The organism is Mesorhizobium muleiense (assembly GCF_900099905.1).
In the GTDB taxonomy this organism is placed as follows: Bacteria; Pseudomonadota; Alphaproteobacteria; order Rhizobiales; family Rhizobiaceae; genus Mesorhizobium; species Mesorhizobium muleiense.
The window spans coordinates 1-26,281 of record NZ_FNEE01000041.1; the positions used below are offsets into that span (position 1 = coordinate 1).

A 26,281-nucleotide genomic window follows, 5' to 3' on the forward strand; every position below is an offset into this window, starting at 1 on the left:
TAGAGCGGGATGAATTTAGGTTGGCGCATAGCCGGCCTCGATGAAGTAATTTCTGCATTCGGTTGACGTGACAGTGCCGAGGATTTGGCCGATGGCGTCACAGACGGTCTCGACCGTTCGCCTGGCAGCCTTGCGCAGCCAATGCTTGAGCTTGGCGAAGAATTTCTCAATAGGGTTGAGGTCGGGGGAGTATTTGGGCAGCAAGAACAGCCTGGCGCCGGCCGAGCGGATGGCACGGCGCACAGCCTTGCCCTTGTGCGAACCGAGATTGTCCATGATGACGATGTCACCGGGCTTGAGGGTGGGGACGAGAACCTTGTCGACATAGAGCTGGAAACGCTCGCCGTTGATCGGTCCGTCGATCAGCCATGGTGCATCGACACGGTCGTGGCGCAGTGCCGCCAAGAAGGTCATGGTCTTCCAATGACCGTGCGGCACCTTGGCCTTGATCCTCTCGCCGCGCGGCGCCCATCCTCTGAGCGGCGCCATATTGGTCTTGGTCCAGGTCTCGTCGATGAACACCAGGCGGGAAGGATCGATGCGGTCCTGATACTTTGCCCACTGGACCCGCCGGCGCGCCACATCGGGGCGATCCTGCTCAGCCGCGATCAGCGTCTTTTTTTGTGACTGAGCTTCTCGGCGTGAACGAACTCCCATACCGAGCGGTAATCGACCTTCAGGCCGTGATCGCCAAGCTCGGCCACAAGACCGCGCAGCGTGAACTCCGCCGCCCGGCAGCGTACCAACAGCCACTCCCGATGCTCTCCGGCAATCTTCTTCGGTCTGTGCCCACCCATCTTGCCAGGTGTCAGCTTGTTCGTCTCGCGCAAGCGGCGCACCCATCGGATGACCGTGCTGATTCCAACCCCGTAGCGCTCTGCCGCCTGACGTCGCGACAGGCCCTCCTGCTCAACCGACGCTACCACCCGCGTGCGAAGATCCATCGAGTAAGGCTTGCCCATCCATGCCGGCCTCCTGACCCAGCCAGCAGGTTGAATCAGATTTGCTCGCCTTCGGGAATCCCCTTTCGATTCAGACTCAATTCATCCCGCTCTAGCCACCAGATTGCCAATGTCTCAGTCGGCCGGGAAGCTCCAGGCCGCTTGGGAAACCTGTTCGGGTGGAGCAACCCAGGAGAACCTTCCGGCCATGATCTCATTGAATATCAACGGGCGAGAGCACGAGGTTGACGTTGACCCCGAAACTCCGATCCTTTGGGTCCTGCGTGACACGCTCGGAATGAGCGGCACCAAATTCGGCTGCGGCGCAGCGCTCTGTGGCGCCTGTACGGTGCATCTGGACGGCGAGGCAATCCGCTCGTGCAGCACACCGGTTTCCGCCGTTGAAAGCGGCAAGATCACCACGATTGAAAAGACAACCGACGGCACCGACCGTGTCGGCGCGGCTGTCCACGCTGCATGGGTCAGGCACGACGTGGCACAATGCGGCTACTGCCAGAGCGGCCAGATCATGAGCGCGACGGCCTTGCTCGCGTCGCTGTCGCCCGGCGCGCAGCCGACCGCCGAAGAGATCGACTCCGCCATGGCCGGAAACATCTGCCGCTGTGGAACCTATGCCCGTATCCGCGCCGCTATAGCCGACGCCGCCAGCACCCTCGTCTGAAGGAGACGGATATGTTCCCCAACATGGATCACAAAGAGCTGCCGCGTGCGCTGCAACACATCATGGAACGGGGCCGTTCAACGACGGTCCAGGCGATGCCACGCCGCAGCTTTCTCAAGCTGGCGGGGACCCTCGGCCTGGCTGTCGGCATTTTCCCTGATTTGGCAGTCGCGCAGTCGTCCGAGGCCGATGCGGCGGCAGCCAGTCTGAAGCCGACCGAGCAGCCCTCTGCATTTGTCCACATCGCGCCCAATGGAGAGGTTACGGTCACGATCAACCGGCTGGAGTTCGGTCAAGGCGTCCAAACGGCATTGCCCATGATCCTTGCCGAAGAACTCGATGCGGACTGGAACCTGGTGCGCAGCCAACTCGGCACCAATGACATCGCCTATGTCGATCCGCTCTTCGGCATGCACCTTACCGGCGGTTCGAACACGATCAAGAACAGCTTTACGCAGTATCGCGAACTGGGTGCTCGTGTTCGCGCCATGCTGCTGGCGGCCGCGGCGACCCGCTGGAATGTGGAGGCGTCCACTCTGCGAACCGAGGCCGGCGCGGTTCTGGCCTCCGATGGCCGCAAGCTCGGTTATGGAGAGCTTGCCGAGGCGGCCATGGCCTTGCCGGTGCCGCAGAAGATTGCGCTGAAGGATCCCAAGTATTTCCGCATCATCGGCCAGCCCACCCGGCGTTTGGACGCTCAAGCCAAGAGCAGCGGCCAACAGAGTTTTGGCATCGACTTCAAGCTGCCGGGACAGTTGACGGCCGTGGTGGCTCGTCCTCCGGTCTTCGGAGCCAAGATAGCCACCCTGGACGACAGCGCAGCCCGGGCGGTCAAGGGCGTGAAGGCCGTCCTGCGCGTGCCGCTGGATCGCGGTGCCGAGGGCGTGGCCGTCGTGGCCGACGGATATTGGCAGGCGTCTCAGGGCCGCGATGCCCTTAAGGTGGAGTGGGACACATCTGCCGTCGAAAAGGTCGATAGCGAACGGCAACTCGCGCACTATCGCGAGATGGCCACTCGCCCCGGCCCGCGCCAGTTCGATTCCGACATGGTGCCATTGGAAACGGCGCCGCTGAAGCTCGAAGCTGAGTTCGTGTTCCCGTATCTCGCCCACGCAGCGATGGAACCGCTGAACTGCACGGTACGGCTTGCCGATGATCGTGCCGAGATCTGGATGGGAAGCCAAAGTGCCGGACCCGATGCCGCCGCTGCCGCAGCCGCGCTCGGCCTCAAGACGGAACAGGTTGTGCTTAACGTGCAGATGTCGGGCGGCGGCTTCGGTCGGCGCTTTTCCAGCACCTCCGACACCGTGGTCGAGGCCTGCGAAATAGCCAAGGCCGCCAGGTCGGCGGGGCTGAATGCACCGATCCGTACGCTTTGGAGCCGCGAGGACGATATGAGGGGCGGCTACTACCGTCCAATGCACCTGCACCACGCCCGCATCGGCTTTGACAAAAAGGGCAAGGTGCTGGCCTGGGATCACAGCATCGTCGGCCAGTCGATACTTACCGGAACCGTGTTCGAGCAGTTCATGGTGAAGAACGGCATCGACGCCGCCACGACGGAGGGCATGCGGGCTCCCTATCCGCTTCCAATGCGGCTGACCGTGCATCATCCCAAGGACAACGTGCCGGTTCTGTGGTGGCGCAGCGTCGGCTCCACCCATACGGCTTATGTGATGGAGACCCTGCTCGACGATATAGCGCGTGCAACCGACCAAGACCCTGTAGCCTACCGCATGCAGCTCTTCGGCGATCAGCACATCCGCCATCGTGACGCATTGCAACTGGCCGTTGACAAGAGCGGGTACGGCAAGACGCAATTGTCCGAGGGGCGGGCCTGGGGTGTGGCGGTGCACGAGTCCTTCAGCTCAGTGGTCGCTTACGTGGTGGAAGCCTCTGTTGCCGATGGACAGCCACGGCCGGGGTTCACTGCAATCTGGCCGTCAACCCTCTGACCGTGGAGGCGCAGGTACAGGGCGCGGCGATCATGGGCTTGTCGATGTGCCTGGCAGGCTCTGCAATAACGCTCAAGGACGGCGTCGTCGAGCAAAGCAACTTCAGTGACTATACGGTTGCGCGCATCACGGACGTGCCGGAATTCGACATTCACATCGTGCCTAGCGCCGAACCGCCCACGGGCATGGGCGAGCCCGGCTTGCCGCCATTGGCGCCGGCATTTGCCAACGCCATAGCACGGCTCACCGGAAAACCGCTGCGTCAATTGCCGTTCAATCTGACGTAGCCGTTTTTACGCCAGACCGCTTCTGCTCGCTGCTTGTTGTTCCGGCAGCGAGCGAGGCAGATAACCGCCCTGTAGGCGCTCGGCTGCCATTGGGGCGTTCGGAATCGGCGCGGTACCAGGCAGTCCCGAATGCTGGCTCGTGCCGGCGAGGCTGCGCGGAGCATAAATATGTCGAGACAGGCATGCTGATTATCCGCCATGATCCTCATGGATACAGAAATGAGGTTTATAGGTGAGAAGAGGCGACTTCAGCGAATGGGCTGTGTTTATCGCGGTTGCCGAGGAGGGGAGTTTTACACGCGCGGCCGCAAAGCTCGGCCTCTCCCAATCCGCGCTCAGCTATGCGGTGCGCATGCTCGAACAACGGATCGGTGTGCGGTTGATCTCGCGAACGACGCGCAGCCTGTCGCTGACCGAGGCAGGCGAAAGGCTGCTTATCAGCCTGCGGCCGGCATTCGACCATATCGACAGTGAAATTGCTGCGCTCACGGCGCTTCGCGACAAGCCTGCAGGCACGATCCGCATCACCACGTTCCGGCATGCCGCCCAAACTGTCCTGTGGCCGGTATTGTCGAAACTGCTGCAGAATTATCCCGACATCACGGTTGAGGTCCATGTCGATGAAGGTCTCACCGACATTGTCGCAGAGCGCTTCGACGCCGGTATCCGCATGGGCGAACAGGTGCAAAAGGACATGGTGGCGGTCCGCATCAGCCCGGACGTCAGGATGGCAGTCGTGGGATCCCCGGCCTACTTTGCCAATCGTCCCGCCCGCAGACACCCCGCGACTTGAGCGAACACCGATGCGCAAGCTATCGCCAGAACACCGGGGGCGGCCTTTATGCCTGGGAGTTCGAACAGGACGGTGTCGAACTTGAGGTCCGGGTCAATGGACCGGTTATCTTCAACGACAACGAGATGCTCTTGCATGCCGCAGTCGATGGCTTGTGCTTGGTGTACACGTTCGAAAACCAGATATCCCAGCATGTTGCGGAGGGCCGCCTGGTCCGGGTGCTGGAAGACTGGTGCCCGCCATATTCGGGCTACCACCTCTATTATCCAAGCCGGCGGCAGCATACTGCCGCCTTCACGCTTCTGGTCGACGCCCTCCGATACAGGGGCTAAGGGCGGCCGACCATTGACGTCGGGTCCATGGCCCCATTCATGCCGACTTTGCCTTTGGTCGTGATGCGGACGGCATTCTGCCGGCAATTATTGCGTGATATGCAATAGAGTTTTGTGCTGGCCCCAGTTCATCCCACGACAAGATAGCTGCATAAATCCCACGCTGGCGGTTGAGGGGGACGGTGGCGCAAAGCGGAGAACCCGATTGCGCCAGTAGAGCGACAGTCAACAACGTGGAGGAGCAGATGAAAAACCTATCGTTTAAGGCGATGCTGGTGGCGAGTCTCGCCGCAACAGCCGCAATGGGCGTCGTACAGTCAGCAAGCGCTGCCGACGAGAAATACGTCCTTATCCACCATTCCCCTGACAGCGAGACGTTCTGGAACACCGTCAAGAACGGCGCCAGCTTGGCAGCAGAGGAAGTTGGTGCAACCGTCACGTTCCGCAATCCGCCGTCCGGCGACTTGGCGGACATGGTGCGCATTATCCAGCAGACGACCGCCGAGAAGCCCGACGGGATCATCGTTACGATCCCCGATCTCGAAACAGTGGGCGGCGCAATCGCGGACGCGGTTGCCCAAGGTATCCCTGTAGTGACGATGAACACGGGCACGGCAGAGGAATCCAAAAAACTCGGTGCTCTGCTCCACGTCGGTCAGCCTGAATATGAAGCCGGCAAGGGCGCCGGTGAACGAGCAAAAGCCGAAGGCATGAAGTCGTTCCTCTGCGTGAACAGCTTGTTCCCCAATGTGGCAGGGCAGCAGCGCTGTGAAGGCTTCGCGGAAGGTCTGGGCGTGCCTCTGGGCGAGCAGATGATCGACTCCGGCACCGACGCGGCGGAAATCGCCAACCGAGTGAAGGCTTACCTTTCGACCCATCAGGATACGGGCGCCGTTTTGACCCTCGGCCCCATGACCGCGATTCCGACGATCAAAGCGCTGAAGGACAACGGTATGGCGGGCGACATCTACTTCGCGACCTTCGATCTCAACCCCGACATTTCGCAGGCGATCAAAGATGGCGTCATCAACTTCGCCATCGACCAGCAGCCTTTCCTGCAGGGCTACCTGCCGGTCATCACGCTGACCAATGATCTCCGCTATGGGGTGCTGCAGGCCAATTCGGTGCTTTCAGGACCGGGGTTCGTCACGAAGGACAACCTTACTCTCGTCGAGTCGCTGGCCGGCAAGTACCGGTAAACGCCTCGCCTCCCGGGGGGCGGAAGCGACCTGCGCTTCCGCCCTTCCTTTCTTACAGATTCCTTTTGCGGGCAAGATCAGATGACGTCCACAACTAGCACCGACGAGCGCCTCAAGCGGAACTCACTCCTGCGTCGAGCGCTCGTTCGCCCGGAGCTTGGAGCAATTGGCGGCACGGCAGCCGTGTTCGCTTTCTTCCTCATTCTCGCCGGCGGCACCCAGATGTTCGCCCTGGACGGTGTCATTAACTGGGGCACCGTTTCGGCGCAGTTCATCGTGCTGGCCGTGGGCGTGTCGCTGCTGATGATCGCAGGCGAGTTCGATCTGTCGCTCGGGTCCATGGTGGGCTTTTCCGGCATGGTCTTCGGATTGCTGGTCGTCCACGTTGGCATTCCTGTCTGGCTGGCGATCCTGCTGACCTTTGTGGTCTGCGCCTTGATTGGCACCATCAACGGAGTCCTTGTCATTCGCACAGGTCTTCCGTCGTTTGTCGTGACGCTGGCCTTCATGTTCATCCTTCGCGGCGCGACGATCTGGAGTGCGATCACCTTCAACAAGCAGCCGGTTGTATCGGGGATCGGTGATGCTGCAGCGGGCGACCCCATCGCCTGGCTCTTCGGAGGTAAAGCGTTCACAGGCCTGTTCACATGGCTGGGTCAGCAAGGCATCATCGAAACGTACACCCGAGGTACGCGGGCAGGGCAACCGATCGTCGATGGCATTCCCATGCTGATACTTTGGGCCATCGGCCTGGTGATCGTCGGGCAGTGGGTTCTGACCCGTACCAAGTTCGGCAACTGGATTTACGCTGCCGGCGGTGACCCACAGGCTGCCCGCAACGTCGGCGTCCCCGTGGCTCGAGTGAAGGTACTGATGTTTATCGTTGCCGCAATATGCGCGGCGCTCCTCGGCATCTCCCAAGCGATCGAGTTCGGGTCGGCTGCGTCCGATCGCGGCATCATGAAGGAATTCGAGGCGATTATTTGTGTCGTCATCGGCGGTGCATTGCTGACCGGTGGCTACGGGTCTGTGGTGGGTGCCGCTCTGGGTGCCATTATTTTCGGTGTGGTCCAGCAGGGTCTGTTCTTCACCAACGTCGAGAGTTCACTCTTCCGAGTGTTCCTTGGCACAATCCTCCTCGGCGCAGTTGTGGCCAACACGTACATCCGCCGCTCAATCACAGGAGAAAGGTGATGACCACGCCAATCCTGGAAATGATCGACATCCAGAAGCACTTTGGCCGCATCATCGCCCTGTCCGGCGTGTCGTTCAGCGTCATGCCGGGTGAATGTCACTGCCTGCTCGGTGACAACGGTGCCGGTAAGTCGACGTTCATCAAGACGATGTCGGGAGCCCATACCCCGACTGGTGGCGAGATGAGGGTAGCGGGCGACACCGTTCATTTCACAAGCCCTCGCGAGGCGCTCGCTGCCGGTATCGCCACCGTCTATCAGGACCTTGCCATGATCCCGCTGATGAGCGTCAGCCGGAATTTCTGGCTCGGCCGCGAGCCAGAGGCCGGCTTCGGCCCCTTACGCTGGTTGGATTTCAAGAAGGCCGATGCCATCACACTCGAGCAGATGAAGCAAATGGGTATCAATTTGCGAGAGCCGGGACAGGCGGTTGGCACTCTTTCGGGAGGCGAGCGACAGACCGTCGCGATCGCGCGTGCCGTCTATTTCGGCGCCAAGGTGCTCATTCTCGATGAGCCGACCTCGGCGCTTGGCGTGCGCCAGACCGCCAATGTGCTGACGACAATCGACCGGGTACGCAAGAAGGGCATCGGCGTCGTGTTCATCACCCATAATGTTCGGCACGCGATGGCGGTCGGAGACCGGTTTACCGTTCTCAACCGCGGCAAGACGCTTGGCACGGCCGATCGTGGGCATATCTCATCAGAAGAACTGCAAAGTTTGATGGCCGGTGGGCAGGAACTCGCCCAGCTCGAAGCATCGCTCGGAAAAACGATCTAGGGATCGCGTCGGAGGGCGGCCCGAATTGGGAGCGCGACCGAGAGGAGGTCGAATTGTCAAAGTACCTGAATGAACAGAACTCGGTCGAAGCGGTCCTCGCGAGGATGGGCGATGGAACGAATGCTCGTCTTCGTACCGTTATGGAGTCGCTGATCAATCACCTCCATGGTTTCATTCGCGATGTCGAACTTACCGAGGCAGAGTGGGAGATTGCAATCGCGTTTCTGACCCGTACCGGGCAGATGTGCAGCGACACGCGGCAGGAATTTATCCTGCTCTCGGACGTGCTCGGTGTTTCGATGCTCGTGGACGCGATCAATCATCGGCGTCCCACCGGTGCCACGGAGAACACGGTGTTTGGACCATTCCACGTCGACGGGTCGCCCGAACGGCAGATGGGTGACAACATCAACCTCGATGGCAAAGGTGAGCTTTGTCTTTACGAGGGCCGCGTCCTCGACCTTGACGGCAATCCAATCGACAACGCCTATGTCGACGTTTGGTCAGACAACGACGAAGGCTTCTACGACGTTCAGCAGCCTGACATGCAGCCGCCGTTCAACAACCGTGGCATCTTCAGAACTGGCGTTGACGGTCGATACAGCTTTGTCGGGATCAAGCCGACTTCATACCCCATTCCAAATGACGGACCCGTGGGGCAAATGCTCGAACAGCTCGAGCGTCATCCTTTCCGCCCCGCACACGTGCATTTCCTGGTTGGCGCGAACGGATACGATCGCCTCTGCACGCACATCTTCGTCGCGGGAGACCCGTACCTGGAGTCGGATTCCGTGTTTGGGGTGAAGGACACATTGATCGTCGCCTTCGAGCCGCTCGTCGACGTGCCGACCAAGTGGAAAGTTAAGTTCGACTTCGTCCTGAAGCGACTGTAGGATCGTCGTCAGCGGCTCATTCAGAGGGGCGGCAGTCGCGCAGCGGTGTCGACGACTGCGGGCCTGCGAGCTAAGCGCCCAGCTCGACCAAGATCTTCATTTTGGTCCCGCTCGGATCCAGCAACGGCTTGAATCCCTTCTCGACAATGTCGTCTAAGGCGATCGTGTCATCGATTAGGCGTTCGGCAGGCAAACGGCCGCTTTCGATCATTGCGTAAACACGCGGCCATAGTGTCGTCGGGTAGCAGAGCGACCCCTGCAGTCGAATATCGCGTGTAATCAGGTCAAAAGGTGAGAACTCAGCCTTGGCGTTGGTGAGGCCGACCAGTACCACCGTTGCCTGCGAGCGCACAGACCTGATGCAGTCGGCAATGGCTCGCGGGTTGCCCGCGCACTCGATAGCTGAATCGCATCCGAGGCGCTCGAATGTGTGCTCTCGAATGAAGTCTGCAAGCGGCGTCTTGGTAGGGTCGATCGTGATGACCGGAATGCCCAACGACTCGATGCGCTTGCGGCGGGCCGCATTGGGTTCGCTGAGGAAGATCTTGCCGGCGCCAGCGGCGTCGGCGGCCATGACCGTAAGCGCCCCGATTGGGCCGCCACCAGTGATCAGGATCGATCCGCCCGGCTCAAGCCCGCTGCGGTCGACTGCTGTCACCGCGACAGCCGCCGGCTCCACCATCGCTCCCTGTTCAAAAGTCAGGGTGTCAGGCATTTTGACGGTCGCGGAGGCCTTCATGACCGCGAAGTCCGCGAACCCGCCCCAATTCCATGTCAGGCCAGTCGCGGCCCCGCGGGTGCCAAGGAAATACAGGCCGCGGACGCCGAAGTAACCATCGGCCGGGCCCATGTGCGGCTGGATCGCTACGCGGTCTCCCAGCTTCAGGTGGGACACGTCGCTCCCAACGGCCGCGATTTCACCGCTGAACTCGTGGCCGAGAATCTGCGGAATTGAGGCTCCCGAGAAAGGGTTGGGCTGAGAAGATATGAAGTGGGGTCCGTCGGCAAACTCGTGCAGATCGGTGCCGCAAATGCCGCACAACCTGTTGCGGACAAGAACTTCGTCCGGCTGCAGGTCGACCGGATCCGGAAGTTCCTCAACTCGGACGTCGCCTTTGGCGTAGAAGCGCGCAGCTCTCACTTTCGAACTCCTTTTGAACGTGACGGCACTTGTAGCGCCAGAAAAGTCAGATGCAGTGTCAGCGCAAGCAGGGGGCCCGAAGCGCCTGCAATCGTAGCGCCATGCCAACCAAAGCTCTCAATCGCCCAGACGCCGACGCTGGCGCCAGTTGCCCCACCGACGAAGAAGGCTGCCATGAAGAGGCCGTTGAGGCGAGCCCGTTCGTTAGGGTGAGCGGAAAAGAGCTCACGCTGGCTCATCACCAGGGACACGGGGACGGCGCCGTCGAGAAGGAGGGCACCAACCAGCAGGGCCGCCAGCCCAACCACGCCACCCGATCCGCCCCAGCCGGCAACGATCCAGGATAGGACGCCGGCGCTGAGGGAGAGCGTCGTTCCCAAGGTGATCGCTCCGCGGTCAGCTACCCTCCCGGCCAACGGTGACATGATCGCGCCTGCGGCTCCCGCCAGCGCCACGAGTGCGATCTGAACTTTGGTCGAGGCTGTAGGGCGGCCTGCTCAGAAGCAGGGGCAGGGCCGTCCAGAAAAGAGTGTACGAATAGAACATCAAGAATTGGTAGGCGGCCCGACGCTGAAGCAGGCGGTTGCCCAAAGCGAGCGAACCCATGGACTTCAGCATCGCTCCGTAACGAAGCTTGCTCTCGGGGTGTCGCGCCGGCATCCGAGCGAGGATCAGCCCAGCGGCGCCCAGGCAGATGGCGGCAGAGGCGAAGAAGACCGACCGCCAGCCGAGGGGACCGGTGATCAGGCTCGACACAGGCCGAGACAGCATGATGCCAGTCAGGATGCCGGACATGACTCGCCCAACCATCAAGCCTTGGCGCTTAGGATCGGAAAGCGCGGCCGCATAGGGAAGCAGGATCTGGACGGACACTGACCCGACGCCGATTCCGAAGCACGCGATCAGGAAGAGCGTCGGCGAGGTTGTCAGTGCCATTGTGATCGAGGCGGCGAAGCCGACGACGAGCACTGCCAAAGCCAGGCGGCGGTTTTCGAGCGCGTCAGCGAGCGGCACTAAAAGTAGGAGGCCAAGACAATAGCCCAACTGGGCAAGCGTCACGATGATACCAGCACCTTCGGGCGCGAACCCAAGCGTGCCGGCAATTTCCCCGACGATGGGCTGTGCGAAATAGAGGTTCGCGACGATTGCGCCGCAAACGCAGGCGACGGCGAACTCGAAGCCAGCCGGCAGCCGATCATTGGGGACGGAGACATTCACGTCAGATGATGGATCGGATCGAGCCACCGTCGACGCCCCAGACCGAGGACGTAACGAACGAGGCCAGATCAGAGGCGAGGAACAGGATGACGTTCGCGACTTCGTCCGGCGTCCCGAGCCGCTGCAGCGGCAGCTGCCGAAGTTTCATTTCGTGCTCGACGGCCGCCTGCGGCTCCATCTTGTGGTACTTGCCCATCGTCTCGGCGAAGCCCCCGGGTTTCTCCCAAAAAGGCGACCAGATGGGGCCAGGAGCAACAGCGTTGACGCGGATCTTGGGAGCCTCGGCTCGGGCCAATGCCTTGGTAAGGGCGAGGATTGCGGCCTTCGATACCGAGTAGTCGACCGGCACCGGTTCTGGCTGTCGCGCCAGATCCGACGCATTGTTAACGATGACGCCGCCATTGGCCCGCAGGATTGGAAGCGCTTTGCGGATCGCTCGTACATAACTCATGAAGTTGAGCGAAAGCGTTGCATCCCACGCCGCGTCATCGACGTCGTCGAAGCTGCGGATTGCGCCGGAACCAACGTTGTTGACGAGCACGTCAACGCGGTTCCCGAAGGCCTTCAGAAGCCCGTCCATGCCGCGGGACACTCCAGCCGCTTCCGAGAGATCGGCGCCTGCGGAGTGAACCGTGACACCATGGTGACTGGCGACGGCCGCGACCTCTGCCAATCCTTTCTCATCGATATCCAACAGTCCGAGGTCGGCGCCTTCCTTGGCGAAACCCAAGGCCGTGGCGCGGCCGATGCCATTGGCGGCGCCGGTGATGATTACGACCTTTCCCTTTGAGACCAGTGTCCATATTGCTTCCTCCCAACGATCGTGAGTTTAGACGGACGCCCCTTCGGCGCCGGTTCGGAAATCGAAACCAGCAGTCAATCCACCATCGGCGATCACGTCTGCGCCAAGGAGTGCCGTTGCCCCATCTGACAATAGGAACAACGCTGCTTGCGCGACCTCGCTTGCCTCGAGGATGCGGCCTTGCGGCTGTCGATTTGCCCGGGTTGCCAGGAACCTGGAGCTGTCGGTGGCGCTCTCGACGTGTCGCTTGAAGAGGCCAGCCATCATGGGACCGGGACTCAGAACGTTGATCCGGATGCCTCGCCGTGCGTGGTCGAGTGCTGCGGTTCGAGCCAGCTGACGCACGGCTGCTTTCGATGCGTTGTAGATGGCCAGTTGCTGCTCGGCCAAGGTGGCGTTGACTGACGCAACCGCAACGATGGCGCCACCGCCCTTCGCCTCCATCCGAGGGATGATTATCGCCATCCCCAAGGCGGTGCCGGTCACGTTCACCGACATGGTGCGCTCGATGCGCTGGGGTGTCGCTTCAGGTACAGTGCCCACGTCGAGGATTGCGGCGCAGGTCACGAGCCCCAGCGTTGCGGACGCTTGGGCGTCGAGGAGATCGACCACCCTGTTCCAGGTACTTGTATCAGCGATCGAGCCGGTGACCTGTTGGTACCGGCCATCGGATTCGAGCGCAGATGGCGCCATATCGACGCCGACCACCTGACAGTTGCTCTGCAGCAGTTGCCTGGCCACTTCGAGCCCGAGACCTGACGCTGTCCCAGTCACAACGACGATGTCGGGCAGCCGCAATTCAAGCGAACCCATTCGATCACCTATTCAACCAGAGGGGGGAGGCCGGCGTAGGCGCGATGGAGGAGGCGCTCTATCCGATCTTCATCGAGCTGCCGTGGGTTCCGGTAGGGGTTAGACAGAGCCAATGCGCGGGCCTTACCAAGACCCTCTTCCGGCATGCCGATGTCCTTGAGGGCGCGCGCGGCTCCTACCTGGCCGGCGAGTTCGTAGAGCGCTAGGCTAGGGTCGTCGGTTTTCAGAACGCGCTTCAGGCGATCGATGGCATCCGGGACTGCCGGCGCATTGTAGGCGAGGGCATGAGGCAGCATGATGGTGTGCGTCTCTGCATGCGGGAGGTCGAACGTCCCGCCGAGCGTATGGCAAAGCTTGTGGTGCAGGGACATGCCCACGGCCCCCAGGCACGTTCCCGCCAGCCAAGCACCGTACAGGGCCAGGGATCGTGCTTCCTTGTCCCGCTGATCAAGCCTGATCGTGGGCAAGGCCTTGGCCAATGCACCGATGGCTTCGCCCGCCATCAGGTCGATAATCGGATTCCGGTCCTGAGCGTAGAGCGCCTCAACCGCGTGTGCGATAGCGTTGATGCCGCTGGTTCCTGAGAGGGCGACCGGTAGGGAAAGCGTCAGGTCGACATCGTAGATCACCACTTCAGGCAGGACCTTCGGCGAAGTGATCGTCTTCTTCTGACCGTTCGCCGTTTCACCGAGGATGGGCGTCATCTCAGAGCCGGCATAGGTGGTCGGGATGGCGATCTGCGGCAGATCGGTGCGCAGGGCCAAAGCTTTGCTCAGGCCAGTCGTCGAACCACCGCCAATGGCGATGAGCCCGTCGACATCCTTTTCCTGAATGTCTCGCATCGCTTGTTCGGTGACATTCACCGGAGTGTGCATCGCGGCGCCCGAGAACACCCCAACTGACTTCGCGGCGAGACGGGAGGCCACCGTCAGCGCAAAGTCCTCCTGCTGGGGTGTCGAGAGGACCAGAACCCGCTGTAGCCCCAGGCGGTCGACTTCTTCTCCGACCTTTCCAACCGATCCCGCGCCAAAGACCACTCGTGACGCATTGGCGCTGTAGACGAAACTCTCAGGCAGCCTTGCCATTTTGCTCACTCCCGATTGTCAACGCGCAGGTTGAATTGCTTGATGCTGATCTCGGCCCATACGCCCGACCGGTTGAAGGGGTCGGCAGCGTTGAATGCTTCAACCTCAGCCACACTGGAGGCCTCAAAGACGAACAGCGACCCAATCATTGTGGCGCCGTCGGCCGCTAACAGCGGTCCGGAGATTACGGTCCTCATCTTTCCCGCGGCCAGATAGGCCTTATGCTCATCGTAGTGAGCAAGACGGATATCGATCGCGTCTGGATGATCGATGCAGTGGACGGCAACCTTCATGGCGAGGGTTCCTCCGTTGACACGTAGTCGACCTGGTACCGCGCAATACGCACACCCTGGAGCTCGTCACGTATCTTCAGGTGGGCGGGATGGTTGGCATATGCCTCCAGAGCTTCGGCGCTCTCGAACTCTGAGTATAGCACCACGTCGCAGGCGTAATCGACGCCACTGAAATCCACGCCTACTTCAATGTGCAGAAGGCCCGGGATCGCTCCGAGTAATGCCTCAAAGCGCGATTTGACCGCTTCTACCGCAGCGGCTTTCTGGCCGTCGGCGCTTGGAAGGAGGTTCCACATGACGACATGTTTAACCCGCTCCCTTTGCCCCTTCTGTGCCGCCAGCTGATCCATCCGTTCCCTCTCAAGCCAAGTGACCGCGCGACTTTGACGGAAGTGATTGCATTTGCTTGGGAAGCGATGAAGACTGGCTTTCTCAAAACACCTTTCCGCCGGATGCAAAAAGTGGATCGTTGGACCGAGCTACAGGTGTTCCTCAAGATCGTTGAGGAACAGAGCATGACAAAGGCGGCGGATGCCCTTGACCTCTCGGTTTCCGGAGTTAGCCGCCACCTTGTGAATCTGGAGACGAGGCTCGGTGCCCGGCTGGTTCAACGATCCACTCGCCGGCTCAGCACGACCACCGAAGGCCAGCAGCTCTACTTGGACGCCCGAGACATCCTGGCGAACTGGGAGGAGGCCGAGGCAAACGTTACGGCCCGGGCTCATGCGCCAACCGGCAGGTTGAGGGTGGGGGCCTCTCTGTCGTTTTCGTTGCTGCATCTGATGCCGGTGGTTCAGCAGTTTAGGCAGCGCTACCCCAGTGTGCTGATCGAAGTGGTGGCATCCAACCGCTATTACGACATCATCGAAAATGGACTCGATCTTGCGATCCGCACGCGTCGCGTGGAGGCCGATAGCTCCATTACTATTCGAAAGCTGGCCGAGACGCGCCGGCTGTTGGCGGCATCACAGGAGTACCTCGATCGCCGCGGCGTCCCGAAGCATCCCAGCGACCTCAAGGACCACGACCTGATCCTCTACACTCTGGCCGACAACTGGAATCACCTGAACTTCCGCAAGGGCGAGGATGCTGTAGCCGTCGAGGTCGATGGCATCATCAATGCCAATGACGGCCAGCTCATTTGCGCGGCCGCTCGCGACGGTCTTGGGATCCTGGCGCAACCAACGTACATCATCCAGAAAGATCTCGAAGCCGGGCGCCTTGTCCGCGTCCTCGATGATTGGGATCTCCCGAGGCTGACAATGAATATCGCCTATCCGAGCAAATCCTTCATGCCTGCCCGGACCCGGCTGTTCCTCGACTTTCTCGTCGAGCAGTTCCGCGCAAACAACTACGAGGAACTGTGGACTCGGTAGGCCGATTTTTGCGCGCCACGCAACACAGTTTTCCCAGCGACCGGGTTTATTCTCGCACGGTAGAACGTTAGCCAAAACGGGTGCCGCGCTGTTCGCGGAGGCACGGTATGCATTCCCGCAAGGACATCGTGATGGCTGCAGACGTTGAACTCCTGATTTCCTACTTCGCCCTTTCTGGAGACGTCTTTCCGTTGGGCCCGACGGAAATCAGCCCCTTCCCGTTCAAGGACCGTGTCGAGGCCGCCGCCCGCGCCGGATTCAAGGGCTTTGGCCTCCATTCGGAGGATGTAGTTCATGTCAGGGATCAGATCGGCTACCGGGAAATGCGCCGGGTCGTGGAGGCGAACGGCATCAAGCACCTCGAGATCGAGTTCCTGACCAATTGGTTCCGCCGCGACGAGAAGCGTCAGGAGTCCGACAAGGTCCGCAAGCTTATGCTCGAGGTCGCGGCGGAATTGGGGCTAAAGGATATCAAGGTCGGGCCTGGCTTCGAGGATGCTCCCGCCGACGTGCCGCTGATGGCGGATGAACTGGGCAAGTTATGCGACGAGGCTGCGCCCTATGGCACCGACATCGTATTGGAAATCATGCCTTGGTCAAATGTGCGTACCATCGAAGCCGGGTTGGCGATCGTCTCCGGTGCAAATCGCAACAACGGTGGCCTGCTCATTGACATATGGCACATGGCCCGAGGCAACATTCCCTATAGCGAAATTCGCAAGATACCCGCTCGGTTCATCAAGGCTGTGGAAATTGACGACGCGCTGAAGGTGGCGCCGGTACCAGACATTTGGGAAGACACGATCGCTTATCGCGAGCTTTGCGGGGAAGGGGAACTCGATGTCCCGGCGTTTCTGCGCGAGGTACAGGCAGCCGGTTACCGCGGCGTGTACGGCACGGAGATCCTTTCGGCCAAACACCGCAAGCTAGGACTGGACGAAATGGCCGAGCGAGTTTTCAGGTCCTCCATGGCTCAGTTTGCCGATCTCTGATCGGGCCCACGGCAGCGCGAGCTTTTTGGAGGGGTGATCAACGAGGATCGCCCCTTTCTTCTTTTCTCCACAACGAAGGTCAACGGCCATGGGCTACGCTATTGGTGAAGATGCCATGCTCGGCATCGCTTGCCTGGGAATTACGCACCCCCACACATCCGGCAGGGTAAAGGCGTTTCAGCGAATGTCGGGGGTGCGCCTGCTGGGTGCCCACGACGAAAGTCCGCTTCTGACGCCGTTTGTCGATGCGCTTGGGTTGGAGCCCCGAAGCAAGGACGAGATCCTGGCGGATGCCGATGTCCATGCGGTGCTTGTGCATTCCAAAAGCCACGCTATGGCGGATTTTGCCATCGAGGCGCTTGAAGCGGGAAAGGCCGTGCTTTGTGAAAAGCCGGCCGGCCGAGGGTCGGCCGACACCGCGCGTATCGTCGCCGCCGTCGACCAGACGGACGGCCTGTTTCAGGTTGGGTACTGTTGGCGTTTCGCGCCTTCCATCGGAAAGATGCAGGAGGTTCTGGCAAGCGGGCGATTGGGGAAAGTTCTCCAGGTCAGGGCGCATGCCGGCTGCTCTCATAATGAGGCAGCTACCGCCCACATGAATCAGCCTGGAGACATAGGTGGAGCGATGTTCGTAATCGCCTGCCACCTCATCGATCGCATCCTGCTCCATTTCGGCATGCCCGATACAGTCAACGCTAGAATTACAAAGTTTCCGCTGGTGTTCGGCGCCGAGTCTCGGGAAGACGCCGGTGGCGCGATCCTCAACTACCCCGATAAGTTGGTCACCGTCGACTTCATGTCATGGGATCCGCTGTCGTGGACGGAGAGTTGGGACTTGTCGGCATACGGGACCGAGGGAATAATGCACTCGTGCCCTCTGCCGGCGTCGTACAAGATCTACGACAGTGGGAAGAACGGTCATCAGCAAGGATGGACGGAGTGGCGTGAGACGAGCTTCCCGGAAATCTGGGCGACGAAGAAGACCGTCTATTCTCCCGAGATCGCCGAGATTGGTAATCCTATCTACTTCGACCGCGAGGCGGCCGCTTTCGTCACATCGCTGCGCACGGGAACGCCGTCCGTTGTACCCGCCACCCAAGCTCACAACGTTAACCGGCTCCTTGAAGCTATGTTTAAGTCGTCTGAATTGGCGGGCGCTGAAGTATCGTTGACGTTTTAAGGCCACCTTAGGTCGAGCCAGAACCTCCTAGGTTGCGGGGCTCTTTTTGAGTTCATTTTTGCGCGCGGTACAACACTGTTTCCAAATTCGCACGCTTTATCGCGCCAGCCGCCATGTGAAAATAGCACGTCTGAGAGAAGGTCGCATTCTTTGGAAGAGCCCGCTCTCGCTGGGACAGCCATCAACGGGAGGAAGAACATGGCTATAAACCGTCGACTATTCCTTGCTTCGGGTACCGGGCTCGCCGCTGCCCTTTCGGTTCAGGGGGCGGCACCAGCCCGCGCACCCGATTGATGCAACGTCGCTTTGGGTTGCGGCGTCGCCCGTGAAGGATGGCTTTATGGACAAGACGGTTTCCGATCTCGCCACCGCGGTAGCCGGGATCGAAGACGGAATGACGTTGATGATCGGTGGATTTGGCGGCTCAGGTGCCCCGATCGAACTCGTCCATGCTCTGATCGATCGATTCCGCGCCACGGGGTCCCCCGAAGGACTCATCGTGATCAACAACAATGCCGGCAATGGGCGGATCGGCATCGCGGCGATGATCGACGCTGGAATGGTCGCGAAGATGGTTTGCTCGTTTCCGCGCTCGGCCGATCCGCGCGCCTTCACCGAGAAGTATCGTGTTGGCCAGATCGGGCTCGAACTCGTGCCGCAGGGAACGTTGGCCGAGCGTATCCGTGCCGGCGGCGCGGGCATTCCGGCCTTTTACACGCCGACCAGCTTCGGCACCGATTTGGCGGAGGGGAAGCCGGTCGCCGAGTTTGATGGTCGCATGTACGTGCAGGAACGTTGGCTCAAGTCGGACGCAGCCCTGATCAAGGCCGAACTGGCCGACACCATGGGTAATCTCACCTATCGCAAGGCGGCGCGTAACTTTTCGCCGCTAATGGCCGCCGCCGCCAGGCTGACCGTCGTGCAGGCCTCAAAGATCGTCCGGCCTGGTGGGATCGATCCGGAGCAGATCGTTACCCCGGGCATTTTCGTCAACCGCATCGTGGAAGTCGCGGATGCCCAACAGGAAGAGACCCTTATGCGGGCAGGAGTGGCCTACGGATGACCGAGAAACTCACCAACGCACAGATCGCCTGGCGGGCCGCTCAGGACATTGCCGACGGTGCTTATGTGAACTTGGGCATCGGATTCCCCGAGATGGTGGCCAAGTTCCAGCCACCCGGCCGACAAGCGGTCTTTCACACAGAGAACGGCGTGCTCAATTTCGGTGAAAGTCCCCCCGAGGGCGAGGAAGATTGGGACCTGATCAACGCCGGCAAAAAGGCTATAACGCTGAAGCCGGGCGCAGCCTTCTTCCACCATGCCGACAGCTTCGCCATGGTCCGCGGCGGCCATCTCGACGTCGCCATTCTGGGTGCCTACGAAGTGGCTGAAAATGGCGACCTCGCCAATTGGTCGACGGGCCCGAAGGGCGTGCCGGCCGTGGGCGGTGCCATGGATCTGGTGCATGGCGCCAAGCGCGTTGCTGTGATCACCGACCACGTGACGAAGGACGGACGCCCCAAGTTGGTCAAACGCTGCGGCCTGCCGCTGACCGGCGTTGGCTGCGTCACCCGCGTCTATACCAGCCTTGCCGTGGTTGACATCGAGAGCCAGCGCTTCGTGCTGCGCGAGAAGCTTCCCAAGCTCAGCCTCGACGTACTGCAAGCGGTAACGGGTGCCGAGCTTCTCGTCGACGGCACGATCGGCGACCTAATTGTTCCGGAGGTCTAGGAATGAGCGAAGCTTTCATCTGCGCCTACAAACGCACGCCCATCGGCCGCTTCGGCGGCGTCCTGTCCTCGGTTCGCGCGGACGACCTGGGTGCCGTTCCTCTCAGGGCCTTGATCGCTGCGAACTCAGGTGTCGATTGGGACGCGGTCGACGACGTGATCTTCGGTTGTGCCAACCAAGCTGGCGAGGACAACCGAAACGTTGCTCGTATGAGCTCGCTTCTGGCCGGCCTGCCTGTGAGCATCCCCGGCACCACAATCAATCGCCTCTGTGGCTCCGGAATGGATGCTGTGATCACGGCAGCCCGCGCGGTCAAGTCCGGTGAGGCGGAGTTGGTCATCGCCGGCGGCGTCGAGTCGATGAGCCGAGCTCCGTTCGTGCTGCCCAAGGCCGAGACGGCTTTCTCTCGCAATGCCGAGATCTACGACACGACCATCGGCTGGCGCTTTGTCAACCCGCGCATGAAGGAGCACTACGGCGTGGATTCCATGCCGGAAACCGGTGAGAACGTCGCTCGGGACTTTGGCGTGTCGCGCGAGGCGCAGGATGCCTTTGCGGTGCGCAGCCAAGACAAGGCCATCGCCGCGCAGAAGAGCGGCAGGCTTGCTCGGGAAATCGTCCCCGTAATGGTCCCTCAGAAAAAGGGGGGCGCAATCCCCGTCGAGCTGGACGAGCACCCTCGAGCCGGCACCACGATGGAAGCCCTGGCGAAGCTCAAGCCGCTGTTCTCTGGAGGGAGCGTCACCGCTGGCAACGCCTCAGGCGTGAACGACGGCGCTGCGGCACTCATCATCGCGTCGGAGGCAGCGGCCAAGCGCTACGGGCTTACAGCGATTGCCCGCATACTAGGTGGTGCGGTCGCCGCCGTGCCACCTCGGATTATGGGCTTTGGGCCGGCACCGGCCACCAAGAAGCTCTGCGCTCGCCTTGGGATTGCACCGGCGGAATTCGAGGTGATCGAACTCAACGAGGCTTTCGGGAGCCAGGCCATCGCAGTGCTTCGCGACTTGGGGATCCCTGAGGACGCAAGCCAAGTGAATTCCAACGGCGGCGCCATTGCCTTGGGGCACCCTTTGGGCATGAGCGGCGCGAGGATAGCTGGAACCGCAGCTCTCGAACTCGCCGCCTTTAGGAAAACATACGCCTTGGCGACGATGTGCATTGGCGTGGGGCAGGGGATCGCTATCGCCCTGCAGCGGGTTTAGACGACTGGGCGACGGGCTGGAGCGATAGTGCGATTTCAGACGACCGCGATGTCGGCGCTGAAGGCAAGTTATCTTGCGCCCTCGCGCTTCATGGCTCTGTCATTGAGGCTAGGCACGGCTCGACTCGCGCATATTTCGGGGGCGGTGCGGCTCGTTATTGGTGAAGACGTTCGCGCCAAAACACCGCTTCCAATATGCCAAATGCCGCCCCAGTAGGATGGCCGAAAAGCCGTGAGGCGCCATCGAAACCAAGCATGGGCGCAGGCTCGAAATGTTTTTCCTTAACCGGCTTAAGCCGGAGTATTCGCGCGATGCGGATGGCCGCATGCCAAGCGACAAATTTGTCGCGGCGTGCACCCGACTGGTTAGCGGCTTCCCCGGCTAAGGTTAACGACGCAAGGGTTTGACGCGACCTTCCGGGCATCTCTCGCAATGTCCAAAAGGAGGCGCAAGGCTGTCGTCCAGTGGCAGCCTGACAGTGGTCGCCTTAGGGTCAATTCTTCCCGTTCTCGAGCTGGAAGGTTTCGCCGGCCGAATCTATGTAGCGGCTCGTTTCGGCGCAATCGCGCCGGCTGTAGGTCTTTTCACGATGTGGCCGCCGAATCTATGATGGGGGTTTTGCAGGCCTAGGCGAGGGGAGGGCGCTACGCTAGGCTATCACTGACTTCGATCGGCATCTCTGCGTTTTGCGAGCCATTCCAGGAGAACGAATCGGATCGATGCGCAGAAAAAATCGCATGTCTGCGCGCAATATCGCGCCATGGCGTAGAAAAGACGGTGGCTCCCCGGGCCGGATTCGAACCAGCGACCAACCGGTTAACAGCCGGTTGCTCTACCACTGAGCTACCGGGGAACAGAGGCTCTCATGTGAGTGGCGCAGCCTATAGCAAACCCGTTTCGGCTTTGCAAAGAAGCATTTCGTATTTTTCGCCGCTTTTTCGCGCCACGATTTCTGGCAATCATGTGCGTGCGTCCTCATATGAGCCGTCTGGCGGGGTGCGCGGAACCGAAAAGGCGGTTGCGGCTTTCGTCAGCTGAAGCTTTTACTTTGCCCGAACGGACCACTGACCAGACATGAGCGCAGCAAGCCACAACCACCCACCGGCACGAAAAATATCGGTCTTCGGCCGTGAGTTCACCATGCCGCGCTCGCGCGGCCTCAGGATTGCAATCGGCGTCGTGCTGATCTTCGGCGGCATTCTCGGCTTTCTGCCGATCCTGGGCTTCTGGATGGTGCCGATCGGATTGCTGGTGCTCTCCTACGAGTTTGCCGTGGTGCGTCGCCACCGGCGCCGCCTCGTCGTGTGGTGGGAACGGCGGCGGCGGCCGAACTGACGGCTGTACCGACTTCGCCAGCCGGCAAGCCCTGCGAAGGCGTCTTTCCGGCTCGACTCAGCTGGCTAAATGCCCGGACTGGCTGAGAGCCTTGTTTGGAAATTCTCCTCCGACGGCCAGATGATGGCGTTTCTCCGCATACCTACGGCGCCGGACGTCCAATTGGAGGCGCAGCGCTCTGACGTCCGCTGCGCTCCGGTTCTCGGAGCATGCGTGTCGTTGGCTCGGCGCGTGGCATCATGGCCGAGGGGAAACCGTCGGGAATGCACCATGGCCGCTTGACGGCATTTTCGCCGCAACCTATTGGAACCGGGTGGAACGCCGGGAGCAATGAGGCCTCGTGGCGGAGTGGTTACGCAGAGGACTGCAAATCCTTGCACCCCGGTTCGATTCCGGGCGAGGCCTCCAGTTGCCCAAGCTCCCGCGCACCAGCGCCAGGGGGCTTGAGTTCCAGTCGACATGAGCCGCGGTCTTGGCGCGGCAAGCGGATCGATCTTGGGCGGATTGATCTTGAACAGGTTGGTCTTGGGCGGATTGGTTGGAACATGAGCGCTGATTTTGCCGAACGTCGGGTAAAAATGGTCGACGGCCAGGTCCGCACCACCGACGTAACCAGCGCGCCGCTGCTCGAAGCGATGCTTGTCGTGCCGCGCGAGGCCTTTGTCGCCCCCGATCAGCGCGATCTGGCCTATATCGACGAGGACATCCGCATTGCCAATACCGCGGACGGCCCGCGCTATCTCATGGAGCCTTCGCCGCTGGCCAAGCTGATGCAACTGGCCGAGATCGGCCCTGGCGATTCGGCGCTCGATGTCGGCTGCGGCACCGGCTATGCGGCGGCGATCCTGTCGCGGCTGGCAAAGTCCGTCGTTGCGCTGGAAAGCGATCCGGCATTGGCCGAGACCGCGATGTCGACGCTTTCGGCGCTGGGCTGCGACAATGTCAGCGTGGTCAGGGGGCCGCTGCCGGAAGGCCATGCCGCGGCAGCACCCTACGCCGTCATTTTCATCGGCGGCAGCGTCGAGAAAGTGCCGGAACCGTTGCTCGACCAGCTTGCGGAAGGCGGTCGGCTTGTCGCCGTCGAAGGGCAGGGGAATTCGGGCGTGGCCCGATTGTTCCTGAAAACAGGGGGGGTCGTAACCGGAAGAGGCGCCTTTAATGCGGCAATTAAGCCACTACCGGGATTCGATCGTATTCGTGCGTTCGAGTTCTGAGTGATTTTGGCTTGCAGCAAAGCCGTTGTCATGTTCGCTTGCGCTTGAACAATTGTTGCTGATCCGCACAACCGGGGTGTTCTTTTGGGGGCAGACAGCAGGGAACCTGAAACACACGGCGCCGGCTGCTCGAATGGGGGAAGCCGGCGCGGTGTGGTTCCCATGCAAAACGAATGAGGGAATAACGTGCCGTCTTTACGCAAGAGTCTTTTTGCCGTCCTCTTCTCGGCGACCGCGCTTTCTCCGCTAGGCGCCTCGGCGGAAACCATTCTCGGTGCACTTTCAAAAGCCTATCAGAACAATTCCCAGCTCAATTCGGCCCGCGCCGGCGTCCGCGTCACCGATGAGGGCGTTGCCATCGCCAAGTCCGGCTGGCGCCCGACCATCACCGGTTCCGCGAACATCGACTTCTCCAGAAGCCATTTCGATCCCCGTAGCGGGCCGGGTCGAGACCTTTCGTTAACCACCGGCAACTTCGGCGTCCAGATCGACCAGACCCTGTTCGACGGCTTCCAGACCAGGAACAACGTCGCCGCCGCCGAAGCGCAGGTCCGCGCCTCGTTCGAGAGCCTGCGCAACACCGAAGAGAACATCCTGTTCAATGCGGCAAGCGCCTATATGGACGTGATTCGCGACCGCCAAGTGGCGGTGCTGACGGAGCAAAACCTGCAGTTCCTGACCGAGCAGGCGCGCGCCGCGCGTTCGCGCTTCGAGGTCGGCGAAGGCACCCGCACCGACGTTGCGCAGGCCGATGCCGAGCGCTCCTCCGCTGTGGCGGAACTGGCGGCCGCCCGCGCGCAGGCGCTGGCGAGCGCTGCGACCTATCGCCAGATCGTCGGCGACGAGCCAGGCAGGCTCAGGGCCGCTTCGCCGCTGGCGAAGCTGTTGCCGTCGAACCTCGATGCGGCTATCGCGATTGCATCCATCGAGCACCCGGCCATCCTCGCCACCCAGCACCTGGTCGACGCGGCGGCGTTTTCGGTGAAATCGGCCGAAGGCGCGCTGCTGCCGCAGCTTTCGGCTTCCGCCGGCGTTTCCAGCGCCTATCGCAGAACGGCTCCGGGCTCCGCCGATACGGGGCAGGACGGCACAACCAATTCGGCCAGCATCGGCGCCACCTTGACCATACCGATCTATTCGGGCGGGCGGACGTCGGCGATAGTACGTCAGAACAAGGAATCGCTCAGCCAGGCCCGGATCGAGGTCGATGTCAGCCGCGACACCGTGCGGCAGGCCGTGACCTCGGCGTGGACGCAATATACCGCCGCTCAGCAAACCGTGGTGGCCAACAGGCAGGTGATCGCCGCCGCGCAGCTTGCCCTGAGCGGCGTCATCGAGGAGCGCAACGTCGGCCAGCGCACCACGCTCGACGTTCTCAACGCGCAGGCCACGCTCATCACCGCCAAGATCAACCAGGCCAGCGCCGAACGCGATCTGGTGGTGGCGAGCTATGCCATCCTGTCGGCTATCGGTCATCTTTCGGTCGAGCGTCTCGCCCTTCAGGTCGTGAAATACAAGCCCGAAGAACATTACAATGCGGTCAAGGACAAGTGGTTCGGCCTGCGCACGCCAGACGGCCGCTGATCCCCTCACCAGTTTCAACTTCCGTCCAGTTTCAAGCTATTTAGAGCCCGCGCGTCCAAAAGGTCGCGCGGGCTCTAATCTGTTGAAATCCAACATGCCCTCAGATTGGGGATTCTCGTAAGGCGATCCGTGGGTTACGCTGTTGCCATGATTCGAATCCGGGCTTTGGCCGGACAGGAAATCTGCAACGAGTCACAAGGGCGGCGGATGTGACGATGGCGACGGCAAGCAGCGTACAGCGCGAACCTTCCATGGAGGAGATACTGGCTTCCATCAGGAGGATCATCGAGGACAACGACACCGGCCGCAAGCAGTCGGACGATACGGACGACCTGCTGCAGGATCTGACGTCGGTAGCCGCGCCGGCACCGGCGGTAGCCGTGTCGGCACCGGCGGCAGCTGTGCCGGCACCGGCGGCAGGCGGGGCGCCGCCGGAGGCAGGCGCGTTTCGCGCCGAGTTGCGTCCGGGATTCGACGCCAGGAGGCCGGCCACGCTGACCGAGGTGCAGGCGCAACCGTCGGCCGTCGAGCCTGTCATCGCGCGCGTCGAGCCGCCGGTGCGGTCCGATCCGGCTCCGGTCAAATCGCCCGTGACGCTTGCTGGTGACAGGGTCGCGGCCGAAGCGGCCCCGGCCGCCAAGCCGGAGCCGAATGCGCCTGCGACGGCAAGGGTTGCGGAGACGACCGACAGTATCGTTGCCGGGTGGCGGCGTGATATCGCCGCAATCAGCGAAGCGAAGACCGCGGCCAAGCCGGACAGGGCCCCAGACAGGACAGAGCTGCGACAGACGCCGGATGCCGAACCGAAGGCCGAGATTTTCGAGGACGCAGCCGAACCTGCTTTCGAGCCGGCCCCGCCGCGGAGCGGGTTGGCGCGCCCGGCGACGAGCGAGGCACCGTCCTCTCGTCCGGCGATCCTGTCCGAACATACCGGCCGGCAAGTTGCCGCCGCCTTCGGCGAGCTTTCCGATGCGTTCGCCAGCCGCAGCAAGAAAACCTTCGACGAGATGGCCGAGGAGATGCTGAGGCCCATGCTGCAGGACTGGCTGGACAACAATCTGCCGACGCTGGTCGAGCGGCTGGTACGCGAAGAAATCGAACGCGTAGCGCGCGGCGCGCAGTAACCGGCAAATCGCCGAAGTCGGCGCCGCCCCTCATCTGGCTGCCGGTGTCCAGTTGATAGATGGGTAACACTTTGAACCGGATACATGGGTTACAGTTTTCCCCCTGTCGTGTCCGCCGCAGCGCCAAGCGGTT

Annotated in this window: 26 protein-coding genes, 2 tRNA genes and 1 pseudogene; 19 read left to right on the plus strand and 10 right to left on the minus strand. The window is 61.4% G+C overall.

All coding sequences use genetic code 11. The features are described 5' to 3' along the window. Nucleotides 1-15 precede the first annotated feature (15 nt). Nucleotides 16-962 (minus strand): IS630 family transposase gene (locus BLT09_RS32605; protein WP_091600579.1). Its coding sequence is split into 2 segments (ribosomal slippage): nucleotides 16-621 and nucleotides 624-962, totalling 945 coding nucleotides; the frame shifts between segments, so codons are not numbered across the junction. A gap of 187 nt (nucleotides 963-1,149) precedes the next feature. On the opposite strand from BLT09_RS32605, the gene BLT09_RS32610 reads away from it, so the two are divergent. The 8 genes and pseudogenes from BLT09_RS32610 to BLT09_RS32640 all read left to right on the plus strand — a co-directional run bounded on the left by BLT09_RS32610 (nucleotide 1,150) and on the right by BLT09_RS32640 (nucleotide 9,055). After that, nucleotides 1,150-1,623 carry a (2Fe-2S)-binding protein gene (locus BLT09_RS32610; protein WP_091600597.1) on the plus strand — a complete coding sequence of 158 codons (474 nt, stop codon included), beginning with the start codon at nucleotides 1,150-1,152 and terminating at the stop codon, nucleotides 1,621-1,623. An 11-nt stretch (nucleotides 1,624-1,634) separates the two neighbouring features. Continuing rightward, nucleotides 1,635-3,578 (plus strand): xanthine dehydrogenase family protein molybdopterin-binding subunit, encoded by a 1,944-nt coding sequence (locus tag BLT09_RS32615; RefSeq protein ID WP_236473643.1) that lies wholly within the window; start codon nucleotides 1,635-1,637, stop codon nucleotides 3,576-3,578. A 32-nt stretch (nucleotides 3,579-3,610) separates the two neighbouring features. After that, a complete protein-coding gene (locus BLT09_RS35330; protein WP_236473644.1) occupies nucleotides 3,611-3,865 on the plus strand; it encodes a hypothetical protein in 255 nt (84 codons plus the stop codon). Nucleotides 3,866-4,097: 232 nt separating this feature from the next. After that, nucleotides 4,098-4,990 (plus strand): annotated as a pseudogene (locus BLT09_RS32620) (LysR family transcriptional regulator). A gap of 245 nt (nucleotides 4,991-5,235) precedes the next feature. Beyond that, nucleotides 5,236-6,189, plus strand: coding sequence for a sugar ABC transporter substrate-binding protein (locus BLT09_RS32625; RefSeq protein WP_091600598.1), 954 nt, complete (start codon nucleotides 5,236-5,238; stop codon nucleotides 6,187-6,189). Between the two features lie 81 nt (nucleotides 6,190-6,270). After that, nucleotides 6,271-7,383, plus strand: a complete 1,113-nt coding sequence (locus BLT09_RS32630) for an ABC transporter permease (protein ID WP_091600580.1) — start codon at nucleotides 6,271-6,273, stop codon at nucleotides 7,381-7,383. Further along, complete coding sequence (locus BLT09_RS32635) at nucleotides 7,383-8,162, plus strand: ATP-binding cassette domain-containing protein (protein WP_091600581.1); 780 nt, start codon at nucleotides 7,383-7,385, stop codon at nucleotides 8,160-8,162. Before BLT09_RS32630 ends, BLT09_RS32635 begins: the two co-directional genes overlap by 1 nt. Nucleotides 8,163-8,266: 104 nt before the next feature. After that, a complete protein-coding gene (locus tag BLT09_RS32640; RefSeq protein ID WP_413468424.1) occupies nucleotides 8,267-9,055 on the plus strand; it encodes an intradiol ring-cleavage dioxygenase in 789 nt (262 codons plus the stop codon). Between the two features lie 70 nt (nucleotides 9,056-9,125). Here the strand turns inward: BLT09_RS32640 and BLT09_RS32645 are convergent, their stop codons facing one another. The 8 genes from BLT09_RS32645 to BLT09_RS32680 form a co-directional block, all read right to left on the minus strand. Further along, nucleotides 9,126-10,196 carry a 2,3-butanediol dehydrogenase gene (locus tag BLT09_RS32645; RefSeq protein ID WP_091600583.1) on the minus strand — a complete coding sequence of 357 codons (1,071 nt, stop codon included), beginning with the start codon at nucleotides 10,194-10,196 and terminating at the stop codon, nucleotides 9,126-9,128. Beyond that, nucleotides 10,193-10,576: an MFS transporter gene (locus tag BLT09_RS32650; protein WP_139172726.1), complete on the minus strand. Its 384-nt coding sequence runs from the start codon at nucleotides 10,574-10,576 to the stop codon at nucleotides 10,193-10,195. Before BLT09_RS32650 ends, BLT09_RS32645 begins: the two co-directional genes overlap by 4 nt. Before the next feature lie 16 nt (nucleotides 10,577-10,592). Then, nucleotides 10,593-11,441, minus strand: coding sequence for an MFS transporter (locus tag BLT09_RS32655; RefSeq protein ID WP_167366599.1), 849 nt, complete (start codon nucleotides 11,439-11,441; stop codon nucleotides 10,593-10,595). After that, a complete protein-coding gene (locus BLT09_RS32660) occupies nucleotides 11,416-12,144 on the minus strand; it encodes an SDR family NAD(P)-dependent oxidoreductase (protein WP_236473645.1) in 729 nt (242 codons plus the stop codon). The genes BLT09_RS32655 and BLT09_RS32660 overlap by 26 nt, the downstream gene beginning before the upstream one ends. A gap of 99 nt (nucleotides 12,145-12,243) precedes the next feature. Beyond that, the gene (locus BLT09_RS32665) at nucleotides 12,244-13,029 is read right to left on the minus strand and encodes an SDR family NAD(P)-dependent oxidoreductase (RefSeq protein ID WP_091600587.1); all 786 of its coding nucleotides are present in this window, start codon (nucleotides 13,027-13,029) and stop codon (nucleotides 12,244-12,246) included. Between the two features lie 8 nt (nucleotides 13,030-13,037). Next, complete coding sequence (locus BLT09_RS32670) at nucleotides 13,038-14,114, minus strand: maleylacetate reductase (RefSeq protein WP_091600588.1); 1,077 nt, start codon at nucleotides 14,112-14,114, stop codon at nucleotides 13,038-13,040. Between the two features lie 5 nt (nucleotides 14,115-14,119). Then, a complete protein-coding gene (locus BLT09_RS32675) occupies nucleotides 14,120-14,407 on the minus strand; it encodes a YciI family protein (protein ID WP_091600589.1) in 288 nt (95 codons plus the stop codon). Next, nucleotides 14,404-14,757 (minus strand): Dabb family protein, encoded by a 354-nt coding sequence (locus BLT09_RS32680; RefSeq protein ID WP_077378143.1) that lies wholly within the window; start codon nucleotides 14,755-14,757, stop codon nucleotides 14,404-14,406. The genes BLT09_RS32675 and BLT09_RS32680 overlap by 4 nt, the downstream gene beginning before the upstream one ends. Before the next feature lie 42 nt (nucleotides 14,758-14,799). Between BLT09_RS32680 and BLT09_RS32685 the strand changes: the two genes are divergently transcribed. From BLT09_RS32685 to pcaF, 6 genes are all read left to right on the plus strand, one after another. Continuing rightward, complete coding sequence (locus BLT09_RS32685) at nucleotides 14,800-15,783, plus strand: LysR family transcriptional regulator (protein ID WP_236473646.1); 984 nt, start codon at nucleotides 14,800-14,802, stop codon at nucleotides 15,781-15,783. A gap of 107 nt (nucleotides 15,784-15,890) precedes the next feature. Continuing rightward, nucleotides 15,891-16,775: a sugar phosphate isomerase/epimerase family protein gene (locus BLT09_RS32690; RefSeq protein WP_208602571.1), complete on the plus strand. Its 885-nt coding sequence runs from the start codon at nucleotides 15,891-15,893 to the stop codon at nucleotides 16,773-16,775. Between the two features lie 88 nt (nucleotides 16,776-16,863). Further along, nucleotides 16,864-17,955 (plus strand): Gfo/Idh/MocA family protein, encoded by a 1,092-nt coding sequence (locus BLT09_RS32695; RefSeq protein ID WP_091600590.1) that lies wholly within the window; start codon nucleotides 16,864-16,866, stop codon nucleotides 17,953-17,955. 340 nt (nucleotides 17,956-18,295) lie between these two features. Then, nucleotides 18,296-19,018 (plus strand): 3-oxoacid CoA-transferase subunit A, encoded by a 723-nt coding sequence (locus BLT09_RS32700; protein ID WP_091600591.1) that lies wholly within the window; start codon nucleotides 18,296-18,298, stop codon nucleotides 19,016-19,018. After that, entirely contained in the window at nucleotides 19,015-19,686 is a 672-nt protein-coding gene (locus tag BLT09_RS32705) for a 3-oxoacid CoA-transferase subunit B (RefSeq protein WP_091600592.1), read from the plus strand. The genes BLT09_RS32700 and BLT09_RS32705 overlap by 4 nt, the downstream gene beginning before the upstream one ends. A 2-nt stretch (nucleotides 19,687-19,688) precedes the next feature. Next, entirely contained in the window at nucleotides 19,689-20,891 is a 1,203-nt protein-coding gene (gene pcaF / locus BLT09_RS32710) for a 3-oxoadipyl-CoA thiolase (RefSeq protein ID WP_091600593.1), read from the plus strand. A 778-nt stretch (nucleotides 20,892-21,669) separates the two neighbouring features. Here pcaF and BLT09_RS32715 read toward each other — a convergent pair. Then, nucleotides 21,670-21,744 (minus strand) — tRNA-Asn (locus BLT09_RS32715). 221 nt (nucleotides 21,745-21,965) lie between these two features. Between BLT09_RS32715 and BLT09_RS32720 the strand changes: the two genes are divergently transcribed. The 5 genes from BLT09_RS32720 (at nucleotide 21,966) to BLT09_RS32740 (ending at nucleotide 26,148) form a co-directional block, all read left to right on the plus strand. After that, on the plus strand, nucleotides 21,966-22,226 hold the full coding sequence (locus tag BLT09_RS32720) for a hypothetical protein (RefSeq protein WP_023802589.1): 261 nt from the start codon (nucleotides 21,966-21,968) through the stop codon (nucleotides 22,224-22,226). A 334-nt stretch (nucleotides 22,227-22,560) separates the two neighbouring features. Beyond that, nucleotides 22,561-22,634, plus strand: a tRNA-Cys gene (locus tag BLT09_RS32725). Between the two features lie 137 nt (nucleotides 22,635-22,771). After that, entirely contained in the window at nucleotides 22,772-23,440 is a 669-nt protein-coding gene (locus BLT09_RS32730) for a protein-L-isoaspartate O-methyltransferase family protein (protein WP_091600594.1), read from the plus strand. Between the two features lie 186 nt (nucleotides 23,441-23,626). Further along, nucleotides 23,627-25,024, plus strand: coding sequence for a TolC family outer membrane protein (locus BLT09_RS32735; protein ID WP_091600595.1), 1,398 nt, complete (start codon nucleotides 23,627-23,629; stop codon nucleotides 25,022-25,024). A gap of 215 nt (nucleotides 25,025-25,239) precedes the next feature. After that, nucleotides 25,240-26,148: a PopZ family protein gene (locus tag BLT09_RS32740; protein ID WP_091600596.1), complete on the plus strand. Its 909-nt coding sequence runs from the start codon at nucleotides 25,240-25,242 to the stop codon at nucleotides 26,146-26,148. The last annotated feature ends 133 nt before the right edge of the window (nucleotides 26,149-26,281 follow it).